The organism is Undibacterium sp. Ren11W, assembly GCF_049340485.1.
In the GTDB taxonomy this organism is placed as follows: Bacteria; Pseudomonadota; Gammaproteobacteria; order Burkholderiales; family Burkholderiaceae_D; genus Undibacterium.
The window spans coordinates 430,558-448,421 of record NZ_JBMPPB010000001.1 but is presented as its reverse complement, the minus strand read 5'-3'; the positions used below and the strand labels follow the sequence as shown (position 1 = coordinate 448,421).

At 51.9% G+C, this 17,864-nt stretch carries 13 protein-coding genes; 5 read left to right on the top strand and 8 right to left on the bottom strand.

Annotated elements, in window-relative coordinates:
* Positions 1-70 precede the first annotated feature (70 nt).
* Positions 71-766 (bottom strand): lipoprotein-releasing ABC transporter ATP-binding protein LolD, encoded by a 696-nt coding sequence (lolD, locus tag ACO0K8_RS02045; RefSeq protein WP_422944953.1) that lies wholly within the window; start codon positions 764-766, stop codon positions 71-73.
* Positions 759-2,015 (bottom strand): lipoprotein-releasing ABC transporter permease subunit, encoded by a 1,257-nt coding sequence (locus ACO0K8_RS02040; RefSeq protein ID WP_422944952.1) that lies wholly within the window; start codon positions 2,013-2,015, stop codon positions 759-761. Before ACO0K8_RS02040 ends, lolD begins: the two co-directional genes overlap by 8 nt.
* Before the next feature lie 85 nt (positions 2,016-2,100).
* Between ACO0K8_RS02040 and ACO0K8_RS02035 the strand changes: the two genes are divergently transcribed.
* Entirely contained in the window at positions 2,101-3,174 is a 1,074-nt protein-coding gene (locus ACO0K8_RS02035; RefSeq protein ID WP_422944951.1) for a hypothetical protein, read from the top strand.
* On the top strand, positions 3,171-4,859 hold the full coding sequence (gene recJ, locus ACO0K8_RS02030; protein WP_422944950.1) for a single-stranded-DNA-specific exonuclease RecJ: 1,689 nt from the start codon (positions 3,171-3,173) through the stop codon (positions 4,857-4,859). The genes ACO0K8_RS02035 and recJ overlap by 4 nt, the downstream gene beginning before the upstream one ends.
* Positions 4,860-5,119: 260 nt before the next feature.
* On the opposite strand, the gene ACO0K8_RS02025 is transcribed toward recJ, so the two are convergent.
* From ACO0K8_RS02025 to ACO0K8_RS02010, 4 genes are all read right to left on the bottom strand, one after another.
* Positions 5,120-7,372, bottom strand: a complete 2,253-nt coding sequence (locus ACO0K8_RS02025; protein ID WP_422944949.1) for a M13 family metallopeptidase — start codon at positions 7,370-7,372, stop codon at positions 5,120-5,122.
* 127 nt (positions 7,373-7,499) lie between these two features.
* Positions 7,500-7,964 (bottom strand): hypothetical protein, encoded by a 465-nt coding sequence (locus tag ACO0K8_RS02020; RefSeq protein WP_422944948.1) that lies wholly within the window; start codon positions 7,962-7,964, stop codon positions 7,500-7,502.
* A gap of 149 nt (positions 7,965-8,113) precedes the next feature.
* Positions 8,114-8,890: a hypothetical protein gene (locus ACO0K8_RS02015; protein ID WP_422944947.1), complete on the bottom strand. Its 777-nt coding sequence runs from the start codon at positions 8,888-8,890 to the stop codon at positions 8,114-8,116.
* A 236-nt stretch (positions 8,891-9,126) separates the two neighbouring features.
* Positions 9,127-10,824 carry an L-lactate permease gene (locus ACO0K8_RS02010; RefSeq protein WP_422944946.1) on the bottom strand — a complete coding sequence of 566 codons (1,698 nt, stop codon included), beginning with the start codon at positions 10,822-10,824 and terminating at the stop codon, positions 9,127-9,129.
* A 913-nt stretch (positions 10,825-11,737) separates the two neighbouring features.
* On the opposite strand from ACO0K8_RS02010, the gene ACO0K8_RS02005 reads away from it, so the two are divergent.
* Complete coding sequence (locus tag ACO0K8_RS02005) at positions 11,738-12,475, top strand: carbonic anhydrase family protein (protein ID WP_422944945.1); 738 nt, start codon at positions 11,738-11,740, stop codon at positions 12,473-12,475.
* A 107-nt stretch (positions 12,476-12,582) separates the two neighbouring features.
* On the opposite strand, the gene ACO0K8_RS02000 is transcribed toward ACO0K8_RS02005, so the two are convergent.
* Both ACO0K8_RS02000 and ACO0K8_RS01995 read right to left on the bottom strand, forming a co-directional pair.
* Positions 12,583-13,905, bottom strand: coding sequence for a M48 family metallopeptidase (locus ACO0K8_RS02000; RefSeq protein WP_422944944.1), 1,323 nt, complete (start codon positions 13,903-13,905; stop codon positions 12,583-12,585).
* Between the two features lie 373 nt (positions 13,906-14,278).
* The gene (locus ACO0K8_RS01995; protein WP_422944943.1) at positions 14,279-15,010 is read right to left on the bottom strand and encodes an OmpW/AlkL family protein; all 732 of its coding nucleotides are present in this window, start codon (positions 15,008-15,010) and stop codon (positions 14,279-14,281) included.
* Between the two features lie 596 nt (positions 15,011-15,606).
* Between ACO0K8_RS01995 and ACO0K8_RS01990 the strand changes: the two genes are divergently transcribed.
* Positions 15,607-17,433, top strand: a complete 1,827-nt coding sequence (locus tag ACO0K8_RS01990; protein ID WP_422944942.1) for an ATP-binding protein — start codon at positions 15,607-15,609, stop codon at positions 17,431-17,433.
* 270 nt (positions 17,434-17,703) lie between these two features.
* Entirely contained in the window at positions 17,704-17,835 is a 132-nt protein-coding gene (locus ACO0K8_RS01985) for a hypothetical protein (RefSeq protein ID WP_422944941.1), read from the top strand.
* Positions 17,836-17,864 lie beyond the last annotated feature (29 nt).

The window sequence follows — 17,864 nt, the reverse complement described above, 5'->3', positions numbered from 1 at the left end:
TGCTCACTCCGCCATCGCCTATGAAATTAAGATCGGCTTAGTCAGCACTACTAGGCTGAACATTACTCCTTCAAACTGCCAGCAAGCCCTGCTCCGACAAGCGCAAAATCCGGTCGCAGCGTTTCGCCAGTTCGGCATCGTGGGTAACGATGACGAAAGCCGTACCCAGCGTGGCGGACAACTCCAGCATCAAGGCAAAAATCTGATCGGCGATGCCACGGTCGAGATTGCCGGTGGGTTCATCGGCCAAGACGCAAGCCGGTTGTGTCACCAGCGCGCGCGCCAGCGCCACACGTTGCCGCTCACCGCCAGACAATTCACCTGGCACATGCGAAACGCGGTGCCCTAGCCCTACCCGTTCAAGTATCTTGCGTGCCGCTTCCTGCGCCTCAGTACGTTTTACGCGGCGTATCAGCAAGGGCATGGCGACATTATCGAGTGCCGAAAACTCAGGCAGCAAATGATGGAACTGATACACGAAGCCGAGCGAAGTATTGCGCAACTGGCCGCGTGCGGTCTCGCCCAGACTGGCAAAATTTTGATCTTGCAAGACTACCGTGCCATTCGTCGGTGTATCTAGTCCTCCGAGCAAATGCAGCAAGGTCGACTTTCCGGAACCAGAAGCACCGACGATCGCCACCCGCTCGCCCGCCTTGACGTTCAAATCTATATTATTCAAGACCTTGACTGCATACTCGCCCTGGGTAAAGGTTTTACCCAGATTGGTACAAGAGAGAACGGTTTTTTGGATATCAGGATTACTCATAGCGCAGTGCCTCCGCAGGTTTTACGCGGGCCGCACGCCAGCTAGGATAAATGGTGGCGAAAAACGCCAGAACGATGGCCACGCCACCAATAGTCCAGACATCGGACCAATGCAAGTCAGATGGCAATGAGCTGATCACATACACTTCTTTCGCCAGAAATTGTATGCCTAACATGCGCTCAATGAATGGCACGATGACGTCGATATTGAGAGCAATCAAAATACCCGAGCCTACCCCCAACGCGGTACCGAGTAAGCCCACTAGCGCGCCCTGTATCATAAAAATTTTCATGATGGACCACGGTGACGCACCCAAGGTACGCAAGATCGCAATATCAGCCTGCTTCTCGGTCACTGTCATCACCAGGGTCGAGACCAAATTAAAGGCAGCGACCGCGATGATCAGAGTGAGGATAATAAACATCATGGTTTTTTCGGTTTTAACGGCGGCGAAATAATTCGAATTTTGCTGCGACCAGTCGCGCGGTATCAAATTTTCTGGCAAGCTATTACGCAATTCGTAGGCCACTTGCGGCGCTTTCAGCATATCTTGTATGCGCAGGCGCAGACCGCTAGGAGACGGCTGGCGGAAAAACTTCTGCGCATCCGCAATATGGATAAACGCCATGCCAGAATCGAATTCATAATGCCCAGCCTCAAACACCGCCACCACGGTAAAACCTTTTAAGCGCGGCACCATACCCGCTGGGGTCAACTGACTTTCGGGCGCTGCCAACGTGACCTTGTCACCGATGCTGACATGCATGGCGCGCGCCAGCTCTACGCCCAAGATGATATTAAATTCACCTTCACGTAAATCAGTGAGCTTGCCAGCCTTAACCTTGCTAGCCACCACCGAGACCTTAGGCTCAAGCTCCGGCAAAATACCGCGCAACATCACGCCGCGCATCACGCCATCGTTAATGATCATGGCTTGGGCGTCGACATACGGTGCGGTGCCTAACACGGCCTTATTTTTTTCTACTTCCAGCGCGGTGGCTTTCCAGTCGGCCAATGCGCCACTGGCATCGAGCACCTCGATATGCGGCAATACCGAGAGCATACGGTCGCGTACTTCTTTCTGGAAGCCGTTCATGACTGACAGCACCACGATCAGAGCCGCCACGCCGAGTGCAATACCGGCCATAGAGATTAATGAGATAAAAGAGATGAAGCTATTACGGCTACTACGCCGGCCAGCGCGCGTGTAGCGCAAGCCGACTAGCCATTCAAAAGGGAGATTTTTCACAAAAGTCTTTATTTTTTAAGGTGGAACAAGTTCTTGCGCATGGGCCAACCCGCTAGTTTGCCACACTATGCCCTACAATACTGCTATGAACCATTTACAAATTATTCTTCCCTACGGCATTCCACCGGCCGCCTTAGCTCCAGATCTGCTACGCGCACTGCACGCACCTAGCCTGCGCACGCCGGCGCTGGCCAAACTACTGGCCTGTGCCACACAAGGCAAAACCGAGTTAGCGAGCGACTTTGCCAGGCTACTACCGCATGAATCCTGGCTCGCAGGCCATTTTAGGCCGGAAAGCCGCATCGATACTGCGCATGCCAATTTGGGCGTATCCAATCCGCGTCTATGTAGCCCCGCCAACAGCCACAATAAGATGCAAGAGCTGGGATTGACAGCCGGCCAGGGCTTTTGGTTCACTTTCAGTCCCGTGCACATCCATATCGCGCGCGATCATCTGGTGCTGACCGACCAACGCCGTCTCGCCATTGAGCAAGAAGAAGCCCTTGCCCTATTTCAGGCCGCGGCCGCCATGTGCGCAGAACTAGGTAAGACTTTGCTGTACGGCGACGCCAAAACCTGGTTCCTCAGAGCCGACGACTGGCAGCATTTGCAGACCTCGACGATGGACGCCGCCTGCGGCCACAATATCGAGATCTGGATGCCGAAAGGCGAACAGGAGAGAGCCTGGCGCAAACTGCAAAACGAGATACAGATGCTATGGCATATCCATCCCATCAACGCACAACGCGAGTCGCGCGGCCTAAATACCATCAATTCGGCCTGGCTGCATTGCGGCAGCGCCGCCCTGATCCAACAGGATAAGCATTTCCAGACCGATGCGGACTTTGCGCAGGTATTGGCTGCGAGCCAGAGCGAAGGAGCATCCACCCTGGTGTTCGACGCATTTTTGGAGCCATCCATCAATAGCGACTGGGCCTACTGGTTAGACGCCATGCATACCTTAGAAGACCAGTGGTGCGTGGCATTACTGCAAGCACTTAAGGATAAGCAAATACAGCGCCTTGACCTGGTTTTTAGCGATGCCAGCAGTCTGACTACGTTTACCGTGACGCCACGCCACCTGTGGAAATTCTGGGCCAAGCCCTCGCTTGCGCCCTTATTTTCTCTGCCCCAACACACTCCAGAAGAATCTGCATGACACGTCTTAGCATACGCCCCTACTCACTCAAACAATCTGAGAGCTTGCGCCAGAGCGGTTTGCATCCGGTGTTAGCACGTCTGTTCGCGGCACGCGGCGTGGCCGACAGCAGCGAGTTGGCCACAGAATTACCGTCACTACTACCGCCCGCTGCCTTACTGCATATAGACAAAGCCGCCGTGTTTCTGGCGGACGCCATCGCCGCCAACAAAAAAATGGTGATCGTGGCGGACTACGATTGCGATGGTGCCACGGCCTGCGCGGTCGGCTTGCGTGGTTTGCGCATGCTCGGCGCCGTGGTCGATTACATTGTGCCTAACCGCTTTGAATACGGCTACGGGCTAACGCCAGAAATCGTGGCCTTAACAGCAAGGGAGAAATCGCCCGACATCATCGTCACGGTCGACAACGGCATCGCCAGTATCGATGGCGTCGCTGCCGCCAATGCGATGGGGATACAGGTAGTGATTACCGATCACCATTTACCGGCCGACAGCCTGCCAGATGCCGCCGTCATCGTTAACCCGAATCAGCCAGCTTGCGGCTTCCCGAGTAAAAATCTGGCCGGTGTAGGCGTGATGTTTTACGTCTTATTGGCACTACGTGCCGAACTACGCAAGCGCGGTGTATTCGATAGCCAGAGCCAGCCCAAGCTCGATGTCTTGCTCGATCTGGTGGCGCTGGGCACAGTGGCCGACGTGGTTAAACTCGATCCGAATAATCGCATCTTGGTAGCGCAAGGTCTCAAGCGCATGCGTGCTGGTCGCATGCATGCCGGTGTCGCCGCCTTGTTTCGGGTCGCCGGGCGCGAGCCGCGCAACGCCAGCCCTTTCGATCTCGGTTTCGCAGTCGGCCCGCGCCTCAATGCGGCTGGCCGCCTGGCCGATATGGCGTTGGGCATAGAATGCCTGACCACCGATGATGAGGGCCGCGCCTGGCAAATCGCGCAAGAACTCAATAGCATCAACGCCGACCGTAAAGATATAGAGCGTGATATGCAAGACGCGGCGCTCTTGCATCTCGATGATTTTAAGGCAGAAGCCAGCCACACCATCGCGGTATTTGACCAGACCTGGCATCAAGGCGTGATAGGCATAGTCGCCTCGCGTCTGAAAGATAAATTCTTCCGCCCCACCATCACCTTCGCGCCTGGCGATGAAGGTCTAATGAAGGGCTCGGGCCGCTCGATACCTGGATTCCATCTACGCGATGCGCTCGATCTGGTGTCCAAACACGCACCTACCCTGATACAAAAGTTCGGCGGCCATGCGATGGCGGCCGGACTGACGATACGCAGCGTCGATTTTCCGGCATTCCAAAAAGCCTTTGAAGCGGTAGGCCAGAGCTGGCTCAAGCAAGAGCAATTAGAGCGCATCATAGAAACCGATGGCGCACTGGAAGACGCTTACTTCACCACCGATTTTATCGATCTGCTGGCAGCACAAGTCTGGGGTCAGGGCTTTGCACCGCCGGTATTTTGCGACGATTTCAAACTGATTTCACAACGCATACTTAAAGAGCGCCACCTGAAAATGGTATTGGAAAAAAATGGCCTGCGGTATGACGCGATCTGGTTCGGCCACACCGACAGTTTCGACGACAAGGTCAAGGTCGCGTTCCGGCTGGATGTGAATGAATACAATGGCGTCACTAAAGTGCAGTTATTGGTGGAGCATGTGGAGTAAGACTGTGCCCTACTTAGAGAATTCCCTCACACTGCCATCCAAATAACTTAGGACTAACGCAAAACCGCCCCAGCGTCGTTGCATCCGCCTTGCCGTACTAAAGTACGGTCTTCGGCGGAACGCCTAGCTGGGACAATTTTGCGTAAGTCCTATAACTATTACTGGCTAGCCAGAGGCGCATATCCCATGCGGCCTGCAGCCTTGCCTGGCCTGCAAGGCGCATGGGATATGCGCCTCTGGCCATGCTCATAAAATACCTACTACCAGACTCGCACGCGTGATTTTGGTGCCAGATACAGGCGCTGTCCTGCTTGCACATTAAACACCGGATACCAGGCATCCAGATTGCGTACTGTCAGCACCCGGTAGGCGGCGGGTGCGTGCTCGTTGCTGGTGATCTGATTGCGCAGCGCTTGCTCCCTGGCCTTACTGCGCCAGCTTTCTGCGTAAGCCAGGAAAAACTCTTTATCGCTCTCTTCGTTGGCCGTTGCCACAGCACTGCGATAGGCGTTGTACGCCACTTGCAAGCCCGCCAGATCGGCAATATTTTCACCCAGAGTTTGTTGACCATTAATGGCTAAATCAGGAAAAGGTTTATACGCAGAATATTGCGCCACCAGGGCCTTAGAGGATTTCTGAAAATGCGCCAGGTCAGCTTTACTCCACCAATTTCTCAGCTCGCCTTTGGCATCGAACTGCGCGCCAGAGTCATCGAAGCTATGGCTGATTTCATGCCCAATAGTGGCACCGATGGCACCGTAATTGACGGCATCGCTGGCAGCCAGGTCAAAAAACGGCGCTTGTAAAATCGCCGCGGGGAAGTTTAAGGCGTTTTGCATAGGCATGTTGACGGCATTGACCTCTTGCGGGTTCATGCACCATTCGGTGACGTCGACCGTTTTTCCAAGTTTGGCTTTGGCCTGCTGATACGCAAAAATCTCTGCGCGGTCCAGATTGCCGTAGGCGTCAGTGGCACTCACTTGCAGGCCAGAATAATCACGCCATTTATCAGGATAGCCAACACCTACATACATGGCCTTGAGCTTGGCCTGCGCTTCGGCTTTGGTGCTCGCTGCCATCCAATCGAGAGCGCTGATACGTTGGCTAAACGCAGCCAGAATATTGACCACCATGCCCTGAACTTTGGCCTTGGCTTGCGGCGAAAAATGCTGCTCGGCATACAGCTTACCGAGTACTTCACCCAGAGAATTATTGGTCGCTGCCACCGCATTTTTCCAGCGCGGCGCTTGCTCGGGAGTGCCGTTTAAGGCAGCGCCGTAAAAAGCAAACTTTTGATCGACAAAGGCTTGCGGCAAGACCGAGGCACGCTGATTAATGGCATGGAAACGTAAATAATCCTTCCAACTATCGAGAGAAATCGCCGTCACCAGTTTGGCTGCGCCCTTCAAAGCAGTCGGGTGCCAGACCATAAAAGAAGTTTGCTCAGCAAGGCCGGCGGCGGCGAAATACGCATCCCAATCCAGACCGCGCGCTTGGCGCACGAAATCCGTTTTACGCCAGGTGGTATCGGCTTTCAAGACATTCGAAGTAGTTTCACGCGTGGCGTGACTACGTGCGATCTGCGTCTCTAATGCCATCACGCGGCCAGCCGCAGCCTCGGCATCGGCCACCCCAGCCAGACCTAGCATGCTGGCGATATGTGCCTGATACTTGAGACGTAAAGCTGCCATTTTTGGATTACGCGAGACATAATATTCGCGGTCCGGCAAGCCCAGGCCACCTTGCAATAAATAGCCGGTGTAATGTCTATGATCATGAAAGCCTTGCGCCACCCATAAACCAAACAGATTTTCGGTAGACAGATTAGTGGCATTGATAGGGTCGACATCGGCGCGTAATTGCTGCCCCAAATATGCTGCCAAAGCCGACTTATCAGCCAGCCCGTCGATGCGCTTCATTTGCGACATTAAAGGTGCCAGACCTAATTGATTGATACTGGCAGTGTCGAGATAAGCTTGATAAAAATTGGCGACCTTGCGCGCCTCGCTGCCGGCCGTTGCTTGCGCGGCTTGCTCTATCAGCTTAAGAATTTTTTTATCGGTGTCTTCGCTCAACTGCCCAAATATACCCCAGCTGCTCTTGTCTGCCGGGATCTCAGTTGCGTCTTCCCAGCCGCCATTGACGTAGCGATTAAAGTCATCACCAGCAGCGACCCGCTGATCCATGCCACTGCGGCCAGGTGCAGATAAATTGGTTAGCGTTTGCCCAATTGGAGCCTGCTGTGCCAATGCCGACGCGGCCGTCACCGTGGTCAGCATCAAGGCCAGGCTGAGCCTGCGCCAACTAGCCGGCACACGGCTGCGTTCAATAATGTGCTGCGTAAGGATAGTTTTTTTCATAGGTCTCTCTTTTTTAAAAAACTGACGCAAAACCGCCACAGCCGCTGGTAGTGCCTTGCCGTACTGATGATTGACTTCGACATTACGGGATAGGCGCGAATCGAAACAAATCTTGTCCACCGACTTAGCAGCCATCGCCTCGCTGGGATGCATTCCCAACACCTAAGTTAGTATGCCTAACTGTATCAATTTTACGTGAGTTGATGTTTTTATAGTTAGCTTGCAAGGCCGTACAACAAGCGCTTAGAGCAGCCGCCATCGCTAAAGTTCCGTAAGGTTTTTATTTGAAAAAATAATAAGCACGGCACAACAAACCTATCAGCACAACCCCAAGATCACCAGGAGTAGTGAGCACAACCAAGTCCAGCTTTCCGCTCAAAATATACAGCTCTAGAGTAGGCACCAAGATCAGCGCGGCACCGCCTGCAAAAATGAGCAGGTGGGAGATACGACGAATTTTAGCGTGCGTAGCGGTATCGAAACTAGCCGCTTTGCCAGAAAAAAACAGCAAATCCGAAGCCAGGGACAAGGCGATCAGGAGTGCCAGTGGCGCTATCATACTGGTCCAGAACAAAGGCAAATGCAGTGCTAGGGACAGCAGCGCCAAGGCGGTATCCCAGCGCAACGCTGGGATCACCATGCTGATGCTATCGTAACGCTCTTTGAGCAAGGCGGCGATCATCAGCAGCACAATCAACTTGCTGACGAGGCCAAAAAATTTTAACACTGAGCGAAGCTTAAACATGGGCGTAAATCAAATATATAGAGGGGAAACGCCCTGCATCAAAAATACGGCATGCCGCCAGCGCGCATATTCCATGCGGTCTGCAGAGCAGGCAGGCCGCACAAGCGCATGGGCATTGCGTGTTAGGTCAATGCATTTCAGGCATGCACTTATTTGGCGGGAATATTTGGCGGATTAGTTGCTTCCGTAGTGGGAGCGGGAGCTACCGTAGTCGCACTACTATTGGCCGGAACTGAAACCGCAACGGGAGCTGGAACAGTTGCCAAGGGCAAGGGTGCAGCCGGTGGCAGGCATCCGCTAGCCTGGCCTAATCCTTTTAAAAACGCCCGGCGCACTATCCCCGCAGCCAGAGCTGCGCTGAGCTCTTTTGAATGTTTATCAGCACCGGAAAAGCGCCGTACCCAGCTTCGGAAAGGAATCACACCTTCGACCGTACTACGCAAGGCACCGACGGCGGCATTACTCAATTCCGATTGTCCCTGATCGAATAAACTCGCTACCTGACTACTCATTGTGGCATCCAGGTCCGGGCCTATGATGCGATCCAATCCTCTCACTTCGGCAGCAATGCTTTCACAGCTTTTATCGGACGGAAGCAGATACGGCCCCTTCATGGCTGCGGTTAACTCAGGTGAGATTTCTGTGCGCATCAGATTAAAATCACTCAAAGGCGAAGTAACCGCGCCCATCACCTGGGTATCCATAGAAGGATGATTCAAGCTACCCGATGCCGGAGTAGTCACCGTGGTGGTAGTCGCTGTCGTGGTAGTGGCAGTGGTGGTGACGGTACTAGTACTGCTCGCTGCTGTGGCTGGCGTCGCTGCGCTAGTTGACCCAGCGGTGGTTTGCGGCGTCGTAGTGCTGCAGGCGCACAGCAGCATCGCGAGCAGTAGCGTGGTTGCTTTCTGAGTTGTTTGATTTTGCATGCGAGGCGCATCCTCCACTAATAGAATAAGAGATTAATTGAAGAGCTCAATTTAAGCAGCTGCTCATAAAGCTGGAAGTGTAACGCCAATTGATCGCCGGGTACACGCTTTAGGTTTGAATACTGACGAATCGCGGCAAGTAGAAAAGGACAGGCAGCGCGCTGTTCGGCACGCTACCTGTCCTTTGCGGACTCAGCTCTCGATCACTTTACTATCGCACCCCGAGACAAGTTATTTCAGTACACCAACGAGGTAAATGGATAGACATAGGCCTGCAAGAACACAAACAGACCAACCAATAAGGCCAATGCCAAACTGTGGAAAAACACGAAGCGCAAGATCTCACTTTCATGGCCATACCAACGGGTGGCGGTACTGGCTACCACGATGCTTTGGGCATCCACCATCTTACCCATTACACCGCCCGAACTATTTGCCGCCTCCATCAAGACCGGGCTGAGACCGAGTTGCTCGGCCGTGGTTTTTTGCAAGCCGCCAAACAAGACATTGGCAGCGGTATCAGAACCTGTCAGTGCCACCCCCAACCAGCCGAGCAAAGTGCCGAAAATAGGATACATCATGCCGGTGTGCGCAAACACCAGACCCAGGCTGGCGTCGGTACCCGAATAGCGCGTCAGATAACCCAAGGCCAGCATCAAGACTATCGTCAGTAAAGAGTAACGTACCAGCCAGATGGTGCGCAAATAAATACGGAACAAATCAAGCACACGATATTTCATCAGCATACCGGCCAATAGTGCGGCGATAAAGATACCGGTGCCGGTGGCCGACAGCCAGTTCAGGGTATAGATCGCCGCTTCCTTATGCGGCTTAGCCACTACAGGCGCCACCTTCTCGACCAGATTATGTAAGCCAGTGAATGGGATTTTGAAAACTGAAATACCGTCTATCCATTTCTTAAATTCCGGCACACCCCAGATAAATACCAATGCCGTTAATATCACCCAGGGCATCCATGCCATGATCAAAGCGCGCCTATCGTGCTTCTGGAACATCGCCACAGCAGCATCGGCTACATGTCCGTGCGGCCGTTCGCTGGCAAGATCAGGAACGCCGGATTCGCACTCACGCCCTTTAAGTGAAGTCGAGGTCCAGATTTTTTTCGGTTGCCAGACTTTCAGAAACAAGATCAAGCTGACCATGGAGACAATCGCGGCCACCACATCGACCAGCCAGGGGCCGTGGAAATTTGACACCAGATATTGTGGAATCGCGAAACTTAAACCCGCCACCAGAATCGCCGGCCAGATTTGCAGCATGCCCCTAAAACCGGCAAAAGCCCAAATCAGCCAAAACGGCACCATCAAGGAAAACAAGGGCAACTGTCGCCCTATCATGCCGGATAACTGCATCAGATCGATGCCGGTCACGGCCGCCAATGCGATCACCGGCGTACCCAGCGCGCCATACGCGACCGGTGCGGTATTGGCGATCAGACACAGACCGGACGCGGCCAGCGGCGAGAAACCCAGACCTATCATAATCGCGGCAGTGACTGCTACCGGAGTGCCAAAACCGGCTGCGCCCTCAAAGAAAGCACCGAAGCAAAACGCGATCAGCAATAGCTGTATGCGTCGGTCGTCGGTAATCCCGGTCAGACTATCCTGCAAAACTTTAAACGAGCCATTTTCTATCGTCAGCTGATGCAGGAAGATGATATTGAGGACGATCCAGCCTATCGGCAAGAGCCCAAAAGCGGCACCGAAACCAGCCGCATTCCAGGCCAGATTTGCCGGCATCCCGAAACCAAAGATGGCGACTAACAAGGCGCTGGCCAAACCTAAACCGGCCGCATAATGTGCCTTCATGTGACCAAACGCGATACATCCCAACATCACCACCACCGGAATTGCCGCCATCAAAGCCGACAACCAAATATTCCCCAAAGGGTCATACACCTGACTCCAAACCATACCGTCTCCTGATTATTATATTAGTGCTTAAGCTCTAAATTAAGCACGAGACGATGGTACAACAGGGCACGGCGCAGAAATCATCGCGCCCAGCTGAAATGAATTTGACGTTTCGTTGAACAAAATTGAAGCGTTAATGTAGATCAATAAATTTTTGGCGCGGCAGGGCTGGCGCGATGGCCAAAGATACGCGCAAGGACCAGTTAAAAAACTTCACGCTTAAAAACTGAAATGGCCACTGCCCTAACGCGCATATCCCATGCGGCTCGCAGGCCAGTGTTGCTTGAAGAAGCGCATGGGATATGCGCGCTGGCGGTATGCTTTTTTAAAATGCCTAAACCGTCATGCCAGACTTAAGCTCCATGCCTGTCAATTCTGCCCCCTTGCAGGATGCAAATTAAACAGGAATCAATTCCCACTCTCTTCGTCCTCAGCTGCATTGGATCGCCACCACAACGGCTTGCGTTTTTTACGCTTGTTCGCAGGGGTCGATTGCTCCTGTCTGGCCATGGTCGCTGGCGGCGGCGCGAGCGGCAGCGGAAATCCAAGAAAGATCATGATGAGAAATATTGGCAATAAGAGGTAAAAAAGAGGTCTCTTCCAATTAAGTTTTTGTTTCAACACTATCTACAGTTGGGGTCATGCATGAGCGATTCAAGAGTGCGGCAGAAACTGCGTTGAGTTGAAAGTTTTGTCTCACAAGGCGATACTTCTGGCGTAGCCAGCACTAATAAAGATTAGCCGCCAGCTGCCGCATCGCTACAGCGCTGAGATTAATGAAGCCCTCTTGATGTTTTCCTCTTTCTACTAATTTCCTCTGCTAATTATTGCTTTTTTCAAAAGTTTGACTATCCTGTTCGGGTAGTTCGCCGTTCACATAAAACGCGTTTAAAAAACCTTAGGAGCAATTCACATGATTTCTAACTATTCAAAGAAACTGACGCAGTTCACGCTTGCATTAACTACCGCCATCTTGCTAAGCGCCTGCGCCAGTCCGGACGTTGCGAGTAACAAGACACAAGATGTCGTTACCATGAATAAGACGAAGCAAGATCAAACCAGCCCGGATATGGCAATTAAAATGCTGCAAGAAGGCAATGCTCGATTTACCTCTGGAATGATGCTGAAACGCGATCTGAACGCGCAGGTGAAGGCCACCGGTCACGATGGTCAGTTTCCATTTGCCAGCGTGGTCAGTTGCATCGATTCGCGCACTGAGCCTACGCTGGTGTTTGACCAAGGTATAGGAGATATTTTTAATGCCTCTGTGGCCGGCAATTTTGTCAATGAAGATATTTTGGGCAGTTTGGAATACGCCTCCAAAGTCGCCGGTTCCAAAGCCATCATCATTTTAGGTCACACCCATTGCGGCGCAGTGAAAGGCGCTTGTGACAATGCGGCATTGGGCAACCTAACCCAACTCATCGCAAAAATTACCCCCGCAGTCAAAGCCACACCGGATACCCACGGTAGCGACCGCAGTTCTGCGAACCATTACTTTGTCGACGCTGCAGCCGAAATGAACGTCAAAATGACGGTCAAGGCAGTCACCGAACGTAGCCAGGTATTAAAAGAGATGGTCGATAAAGGACAGATTAAAGTGATAGGTGCGATGTTAGATGTAGAGACTGGAAAAGTAACTTTTTATTGATCTGCTGAAGCTACTTTTAGCTATAGCGAATGCAGAAATTGTGAAAATTTCTGCATTCGCGGCTTACGATCAAAACCAAACCTCGTCACCGGAGCTAGCACCAGCGCTTACGGCGTCTTCCAGTGCTCAGCTTTCCAGCGCATCGCCATAAAGATGCGTTTCTTGGGAGCCGGATGATCGTAGAAAACGAATTCTTCTAGTTCGCCAGGATTGGCTTTGCGATATTCGGTCAATTTCAGATGCGCCTCAGCCATCCCGTCGGCCTGCTGCGAGGTATTGATACCAAAGGCGTCCGCCTCCACTTCCGAGCTGCGTATGACCGTATTAAAGACCGGCGTCATCACAAATAGATAGAGTGAAAACAGCGCCACCAACAAAGGCAAACCGACCGGATCGGCCTGATCACGTATGCCCCATTGCTGTCCCCAACGCTGCAAAGCCCAGCCATAACCAGTTTTAACGAAAGCAAAACCGAGTACCAGCAAGACCCCAAAACTAAGCAAAAAGTGATACACGTGATTGAGTACATAATGCCCCAGCTCATGTCCCATCACCGCCTCGATCTCTGGCTGTGAAGTGCGCTTCAGCAAATTGTCATTGAGTCTGACAGCGGCGGTGCCGAAGATACCGCTGACATTAGCGCTGATACGGTTAGTCTGTTTGGAGGCATCGAATTGATACACATTATCAGCAGGCACGCCGTTAGCGCGCGCCATCGCCAATATCGGCTGTTTGACTTTTTCATCGGTCAAGGGGGTATAGTGATTGAACAGCGGGTCGATATAAGTAGGGCCGATCAGCATCATGATAGTCAAAAAGACGACACTCATCACAGCACCCCAGATCCACCAGGTTTTGACAAGCCGCCGCAACACCACGTAAATGAGCGACAAGAATATAGTGCCGATCACTATCGAAACCGAAAAACTCAGCAAAAACTCTTTCAACCAAGGCTCAAAACTCTGGTTGGCGAGGCCATATAAGTGCTCGCGATAATAGCGCTGATACACATCCAGCGGAAACATGAGTACACTGCTAAGCACAGTAAATGCAGCGATCAACGCTGCATTATTCAGCCAGCGTTTGCCACTGCGTTGCTCTAACTTGTCTCTCAAACCGGCCAGAATACGGCTATTAAGTAAGACACACGACGCCGCAAGCCCCACCACCAGAGCGATCAATTGCAACCAGTAACCGCCTTCAAAATAAGCATCCGACCTGGCGGTAGCTGCGGCCGGCAAACGCGCCATATAAGCGGCAGTAGCGGCTGTTGGATCGCGCGGCAAAGCAGCGCGCCAGGCATCCGTTACGGGTGCAATCTCTGCTACTTTGCGGGAAATTTCATTTTGTGATAATGGTGCCATATAGGCGATGACGGCGGCTAAGGCGAGTGCCAGCAAGGCAATCAGCCAGAAGGTTTTTTTCTGCAAGATAAGTCTCCGGTTAGGATGGTCACATTATTTTTATAGATATCGTGTGCCGAGAGCGCCTGTTAAGCCACGGGTAGGTGAGTTATTTGCCATCTCAGCAAGATCGGATAATACTGGCTTTCTGACAATAATACATACAGAAAGTTACAGAAAAATGAAAAAAAATACTCGTGCAAGCCCTATGCTTTTCTGCTTAAGCCTGGAGAAAGTTTTGCGGATGAGAGAGAACTAAGCTGGACGCAGACGAAGTCTGGTAATGGGACTTCTATCGGACGGCACTGCACCAACTTCAGCACATGCTCCGTCAAATAGAAGCTTAAGAAAAGCACACGTTGAAGACCGGTCTTCAACGCGGAAAACTATACTACAACAATCAGAAGCGGTAACCGATGCTGGCGAACGCGACCAATGGATCTAAAGTTAAAGTAGTATTGCTTTTTACTGTACCAACTTTAGTCGCCAATGTCGTCAAGTTTGCATCTGTCTTCAATTTCACATACGACAAAGACACTCCTGCATACCATTGCGGTGTGATTTCATAACTGATACCACCAGTAATCACTGGTGCAAAACCGCTGCTCAAGTCAGCGGTAGTCACTGCTGCAGGTGTACCGAATTTTGCACCGATAATTTGCTGGAATTTTGTCGACAATTCAACATCAGAGTAACGGACATAAGTCACGCCACCACCGAGGTAAGGACGCAATTTTGCTTTAGCATCGCCGAAGAAATATTTAACCAAGCCTGTCGGTGCCCATTGTTTAGCAGTACCGATTTCACCAGCGGCGGCCAAGGTGCCTTCGCCATGTAATTTGTAAGTCGGTGGCACACCCAGATCGGCGGTGAACGCCAGATTGTCGGTGTAGAAGTAATTGACTGAAATACCCAGAGTTTCGGTACGGGAAACGCCTGCACCTGAGCCTGGAATAGCGCCTAAAGCTGGTTGAGTGAACGTCAAAGCTGTACTGGAATCGTTAGGCGTGATGTGCGCCCAACCAGCGTTAACAACCACACTGCCGGCACTCTGAGCCATCACTGGCGCGGCGAAGCATGCGAATAAGGACAAGGCGGCGATTTTTGATACGACTGCGAATTTCTGTTGCATTTATCTACTCCAAAAGGACAATATATTTTTACTTTACGGTGGCTGTTAGACCCCGTCTGTGAACGATCGCTTAGATTTTTTCCGGCATTAACGTTCAAGGCAAAATAATTCATCTTGTAAAAAATCGAGACGATTATCGAGACGCTTAGCCAGTGAGCAATTTGAAAAAATAAGCAAAGAAGATGAACTGTATCGATTTCAAGCTATCTCAAAATAGAGAATCAGCAAAAATTTGTCGATCAATTAATTTCCCGGTATCAATTTTAACCGCCCACGCCGCACAATAAATTAGAGTCTTTCCTCGGACAGGCGCATACAATCTCATTCTCGGCTAATAAAGGCAAATATTGGCGATTTTTCCGGTGCTCTACTTGCCGTAAAAATCGCGACCGAAAAGCCACTAAAAATAAGGCGTGAGCGTGTAATCCTGGCATCAGTGACTATAGCAATGAATTACAGGGGTACAATGATACCCGGAGCGAGACAAGCTTGTAACGCCTACCTTCCGGCATCGCCGATATGCACGTTTATCCCTTCGTAACGCAGCATTATTCTTCACATCTCTTCACATATCGATCGTATTTAGAGCGCATTTCATGATTAGCTCCTCTCAAGAATCTGACTTTGGCAAGGAAACCACTGCCTACAAACGTCTGATCCATAACGTACTGCTGACGCTGATCTTCGTCTGCAGCTTTACCATCATCGGCGCCGCAGTCAGCGACACGCTCAGTGTGACCCGCGTGTGGACGGTACTGATCATTTTACTCATTGCGGGCCTGAGTTTTTTCCAGTTGCAGACGTCGATACAGCGCAGCAGCATGACACTCGTTATCGGACTATGGCTGATCTTTTCCATCTCCACTTTTCTCAATTCCGGCATCCATAGCGCCAACCTGCTAGCCTACCCCTTCCTGATTACGCTGGCAGGCTGGATTTTAGGACGGCGCTGGCTAGCGGCCGTCACCGCGGTGACGCTTATTTTCGTTCTAGGCTTAGGTCTGGCCGAGCAGATGGGAAGCTACCATCCTAGCCCGCGCGCGCCTGTTCTGGTGGTCATGGCATCCCTGATAGGTAGTTTACTGGCCGTCAGTTTTCTGACCTCGGTGGCATATCGCAGCCTGACTTTGCAACGTGACCGTGCGCTCGCCTTATCCGCGCAATTGGCTGAACAAAATAACACGCTGGCGAAAGGCAAACGCGACTTGCAGCTAATACTCGATCATGTACCGGCCGGCATCGCCTCGCTCGACGCCGAAACTTGTCTGCGCTTTGGCAATACCCGTTATGCCAATCTGTTTGGGGCGCAGGCGCAAGAACTGATCTCGAAAAAAATTATCGACTATATTTCGCCTGAGGGCTTACTCTTCTTATCGCCGTATTGGGAGGCTTGTATCCGCGGCGAAGCGATCACCTACCGGCGCTCCTATCAAGATCCGCATACCGGGCAAGACCGTATCGTCGACGTGCTCATGGAACCGGAATTTAATCAGGCCAGTGTCACCGGAGTGTTTGCCCTGGTGATCGACGTCACCGACAAAATCAAAGACCAGGAACAGATACGTGAACTCAATGCCACTCTGGAGCAAAGGGTCGAGCAGCGCACTGTAGAGTTGGAGTCTGCGATGAGCAAGCTGCAGCGCACCCAGGAAGAACTCACCCGTAGCGAGACTAAGGCTACCCTCAACACGCTGGTAGCGAGCGTTTCGCACGAGCTAAGCACCCCAGTGGGAAACTGCTTGATGACCGCGCACACGCTAGTCGATCAAGGGAAAAAATTTCAAATTGCAGTCGCCAGCAATCAGATAAAACGTTCCGATCTGAATAATTTCATCCTATCGGTCACCACCGGCAATGATCTGATGCTGCGTAATCTGCAGCGCACCGCCGATTTGCTAAAAAACTTCCGCCAGGTCGCCAACGACCAGGCCAGCGAGCAGCGTCGCCAATTTGATTTGGCGCACATGGTCACAGAGGTAATCGACACACTGACACCTAGTTTAAAACGCTTTCCGCATCAACTAGTGCTCGATATCCCGTATGGCATACGGATGGACAGCCTGCCCGGGGCATTGGGTCAGGTGACCATCAACCTGATTAACAATGCCTACCTACACGCTTTTGAAGGACGCGAACGTGGGGTCTTGCGCATCAGCGCCACGCTCGCCGAACGAGAAGTCTTATTACTATTCACCGACGATGGGGTCGGCATTCCGGAAGAAAATCTGAAACAGTTGTTCCAACCATTTTTTACTACCAAGACCGGCAAAGGTGGCACCGGTTTGGGTATGAGCATCGTCGAAAATCTGGTGAACAAAACCCTGAACGGCTCCATCATCGTGCGTTCTGAAGTCGGTGTGGGCACCTGCTTTGAAGTGCACATCCCGCTCATCGCCAGCAGCACTGAGAACATCGCCATTTAGCGAAAATGTTGAAAAAATGGCGCTGACACTTGACCAAAGCGACTAAATTCATTTATATTAAGCTCATGTTCTCATCACTTATCACAGCCAAGCAAACCACTAGCCTCAGGCATCCCCTGCTGCTGGCCTTGTGCCTGCTGTCGACTCTAGCACTGCTGCTAAGCCTGCTAAAAAATTCGCTAAACTAATTAGCCCGCAAAAAAGTAGTACTGCCCCCCATCTTGTTTTACCCCATCCTGGCCGCGCCCGGATTTTTTTAAAAAGTCTCACATGTCTAATTTCGTGATCCCTGCAAACCATCCGGCCACCAGCGCATGGATAAGGCTTGCCGCGACACTGATGCTGCTGACAGCGCTGACGCTAGTGACTGCGCTGTCACTGCTGCGACTACTGATCGGTTAACTGGCCTAGCGTTCGCGACACGTGGCTGC

Coding starts and splice junctions, on each gene's coding strand:
- ACO0K8_RS02035 (WP_422944951.1), top strand. CDS start 2,101: ATGAACCATTTACAAATTATTCTTCCCTACGGCATTCCACCGGCCGCC.
- ACO0K8_RS02015 (WP_422944947.1), bottom strand. CDS start 8,890: ATGCAAAATCAAACAACTCAGAAAGCAACCACGCTACTGCTCGCGATG.
- ACO0K8_RS02020 (WP_422944948.1), bottom strand. CDS start 7,964: ATGTTTAAGCTTCGCTCAGTGTTAAAATTTTTTGGCCTCGTCAGCAAG.
- ACO0K8_RS01995 (WP_422944943.1), bottom strand. CDS start 15,010: ATGCAACAGAAATTCGCAGTCGTATCAAAAATCGCCGCCTTGTCCTTA.
- lolD (WP_422944953.1), bottom strand. CDS start 766: ATGAGTAATCCTGATATCCAAAAAACCGTTCTCTCTTGTACCAATCTG.
- ACO0K8_RS02005 (WP_422944945.1), top strand. CDS start 11,738: ATGATTTCTAACTATTCAAAGAAACTGACGCAGTTCACGCTTGCATTA.
- ACO0K8_RS02025 (WP_422944949.1), bottom strand. CDS start 7,372: ATGCATCCCAGCGAGGCGATGGCTGCTAAGTCGGTGGACAAGATTTGT.
- ACO0K8_RS01990 (WP_422944942.1), top strand. CDS start 15,607: ATGATTAGCTCCTCTCAAGAATCTGACTTTGGCAAGGAAACCACTGCC.
- ACO0K8_RS01985 (WP_422944941.1), top strand. CDS start 17,704: ATGTCTAATTTCGTGATCCCTGCAAACCATCCGGCCACCAGCGCATGG.
- recJ (WP_422944950.1), top strand. CDS start 3,171: ATGACACGTCTTAGCATACGCCCCTACTCACTCAAACAATCTGAGAGC.
- ACO0K8_RS02010 (WP_422944946.1), bottom strand. CDS start 10,824: ATGGTTTGGAGTCAGGTGTATGACCCTTTGGGGAATATTTGGTTGTCG.